2 protein-coding genes are annotated in these 2,986 nt (G+C 63.7%); one reads left to right on the top strand and one right to left on the bottom strand.

Annotated features, from left to right (window positions below):
• Positions 1 to 44 precede the first annotated feature (44 nt).
• Positions 45 to 1,499 (bottom strand): NAD-dependent succinate-semialdehyde dehydrogenase, encoded by a 1,455-nt coding sequence (locus RWT78_RS28925; RefSeq protein ID WP_190287595.1) that lies wholly within the window; start codon positions 1,497 to 1,499, stop codon positions 45 to 47.
• 92 nt (positions 1,500 to 1,591) lie between these two features.
• Between RWT78_RS28925 and pgi the strand changes: the two genes are divergently transcribed.
• Positions 1,592 to 2,986, top strand: a 1,395-nt coding sequence (gene pgi, locus RWT78_RS28920; RefSeq protein WP_314682864.1) for a glucose-6-phosphate isomerase, incomplete at its 3' end; no start/stop codon positions are given.

Here is a 2,986-nt window from a genome sequence, read left to right as displayed (position 1 = left end):
ATCGGATGCCTCTGGCAGTCCCGATGTGGCCGTTCGCGGGTGTATCAGCTCTCGAGCGCGATGTACTTCGTGTTCAGGTATTCCTCGATCCCCTCGGTCCCGCCCTCGCGGCCGAATCCGGATTCCTTCACGCCACCGAACGGCGCTGCCGCGTCCGAGATCACTCCGCGGTTGACGCCGATCATTCCTGATTCCAGTGCGTCGGAAACCCGAAGCGCACGGTCGAGATCCCTCGTGAAGATGTACGCGGCCAGTCCGAACTCGGTGTCGTTGGCGGCTGCGATTCCCTCGGCTTCGGTGTCGAAGCCGGTGATCGCGGCGACGGGTCCGAACACCTCTTCTTTCAGAATCCGCGCGCTGGCCGGAACGTCTGCCAACACCGTGGCTGGATAGAAGTACCCTTCACCACCCGGCGCTTCGCCGCCCAGTCGCACCTTCGCCCCGGCATCCACCGCATCTGCAACCAACTCCGCGACCGTGTCGAGTTGGTTCTGGTTGATCAGCGGGCCGAGCTTCGTCTCCGGGTCGGTACCGGGTCCCATCGTGAAAGTCGCCATCTTCTCGGTCAGCTTGGTCGTGAACTCTTCACGCACGGCGTTGGCGACGTGGAACCGGTTGGCGGCGGTGCATGCTTCGCCTCCGTTGCGAAGCTTCGCCAGCACCGCGCCCTCGACTGCCTTGTCGACGTCCGCGTCGTCGAACACCACGAAGGGTGCGTTGCCACCCAATTCCATCGACGTGCGGAGCAATCGCTTCGCGGACTTCTCCACCAGCATCTTGCCGACGCCGGTGGACCCGGTGAAGGTGAGCTTGCGCAGTCGAGGGTCGTCGATGAGAGGGCCGGTCACTTCACCGGATTTCGATGTCGGCAACACCGAGAGGACTCCGTCGGGCAACCCGGCTTCGGCCATGAGCTGAGCAAGCAACAACATCGTCAACGGGGTCTCCGAGGCGGGCTTGACGATGATCGTGCAGCCGGCGGCCAATGCCGGGCCGATCTTGCGGGTACCCATCGCCAACGGGAAATTCCAGGGAGTGATGGCCAGACACGGTCCGACCGGCGCCTTGGTGACAAGGATCCGGCCGTTGCCCGCCGGGGCCGGCGTGTAGCGCCCGCCGATGCGAACGGCCTCCTCGCTGAACCACCGGAAGAACTCCGCCCCGTACTTCACCTCGGCGCGACTTTCGGCGAGTGCCTTGCCCATTTCGAGGGTCATCAGCAGCGCCACGTCCTCGGCTCGCTCGGTGATCTTCTCGAAGACGGCTCGCAGGATTTCACCACGCTCGCGCGCAGGTGTGCTCGCCCACTTCGACGAGACGGCGACGGCTTCGTCGAGAGCGCGCAGCGCGTCCGCGGGGCTCGCATCGGCGACATCGGTCAACGATTTCCCGGTCGCCGGATCCGCCACCGCGAAGGTCGCGTTGTTCTCCGCGGGCACGAACCGACCGCCGACGAACAACTGGGTGGGAACTGATCGAATGAATTCGAATGTGTCCATGGGTTCCATGATGCTCGTCGGAGCCGCGTCCGTCTGCCCGCGAGCGAGACTCACGCGGAAGTTTCCAGCTTGTGCCACTAAAGTCGATGATCGTGAGCACTGACATCACCGGAACCTCAGCCTGGCAGAAACTGCGCGCTCATTACGCCGACATCGAAGGCGTTCACCTGCGAGAACTCTTCCAGGACGATCCAGCCCGCGGGCGAGAGCTGACGATCGACGCCGGTGATCTTCACATCGACTACAGCAAGCATCGCGTCAGCCGCGAAACTCTCGCGCTACTCGTCGAACTGGCCCGCGAGGCCGGCGTCGAGGCACGACGCGACGCGATGTTCGCGGGCGATCACATCAACACTTCCGAAGACCGCGCCGTACTGCACACAGCACTGCGTCTGCCCAAGGATTCTGCTCTGACCGTCGACGGTCAAGACGTCGTCGCGGACGTTCACGAAGTTCTGGACGCGATGGGCGCTTTTGCCGATCGTGTGCGCAGCGGCGAGTGGACCGGAGCTACCGGCAAGCGCATCCGCACCATCGTCAACATCGGCATCGGCGGTTCCGACCTCGGGCCGGTGATGGTCTACCGCGCACTACGGCATTACGCCGACGCCGGAATCAGCGTCCGGTTCGTCTCCAACATCGACCCTGTCGATCTGGTCGGACAGCTCGACGACCTCGATCCGGAGACGACGCTCTTCATCGTCGCATCCAAGACGTTCTCCACCCTCGAGACCCTCACCAACGCGACAGCGGCAAAGCGTTGGCTGTTCGCCGGTCTGGGCAGCGAAGACGTCTCGGCCGTAGCCAAGCATTTCGTCGCAGTCTCCACCCACGGTGACCGCGTGGCGGAGTTCGGCATCGACACCGCGAACATGTTCGGGTTCTGGGATTGGGTCGGCGGGCGCTACTCCGTCGACTCGGCGATCGGCTTGTCGGTCATGTGTGCCGTCGGACCCGTTCGCTTTGCGGAGTTCCTCGACGGTTTCCACCAGATCGACACGCACTTCCGAAACCAACCGCTCGAGCAGAACGCGCCGGTCCTCCTCGGCCTCATCGGGCTCTGGTATTCCAACTTCTTCGGCGCACAGTCCCGCGCAGTGCTGCCCTACTCCAACGACTTGCTGCGCTTTCCCGCCTACCTGCAGCAGCTGACCATGGAGTCCAACGGCAAATCGGTTCGCGCCGACGGCTCACCGGTGACCACGTCCACCGGTGAGATCTTCTGGGGCGAGCCGGGGACCAACGGCCAACACGCGTTCTATCAGCTCCTGCATCAGGGCACGTGGCTGGTGCCTGCCGATTTCATCGGGTTCGCGGAATCCACCGACGATCTGCCTACTGCGGACGGCACGGGATCAATGCACGATCTGCTCATGAGCAACTTCTTCGCTCAGACAAAGGTTCTCGCGTTCGGCAAGACTGCCGAAGAGATCGCGTCAGAGGGCACCGCTCCGGAGTTGGTGCCGCACAAGGTGATGCCAGGCAAC

The organism is uncultured Rhodococcus sp., assembly GCF_963525155.1.
Taxonomy (GTDB): Bacteria; Actinomycetota; Actinomycetes; order Mycobacteriales; family Mycobacteriaceae; genus Rhodococcus_F; species Rhodococcus_F qingshengii.
This window is presented reverse-complemented; position numbering and strand designations above follow the sequence as displayed.

What these genes read in the sequence shown, in the direction of transcription:
- RWT78_RS28925 (WP_190287595.1), bottom strand. Translation starts at nt 1,499, where the DNA reads ATGGACACATTCGAATTCATTCGATCAGTTCCCACCCAGTTGTTCGTC.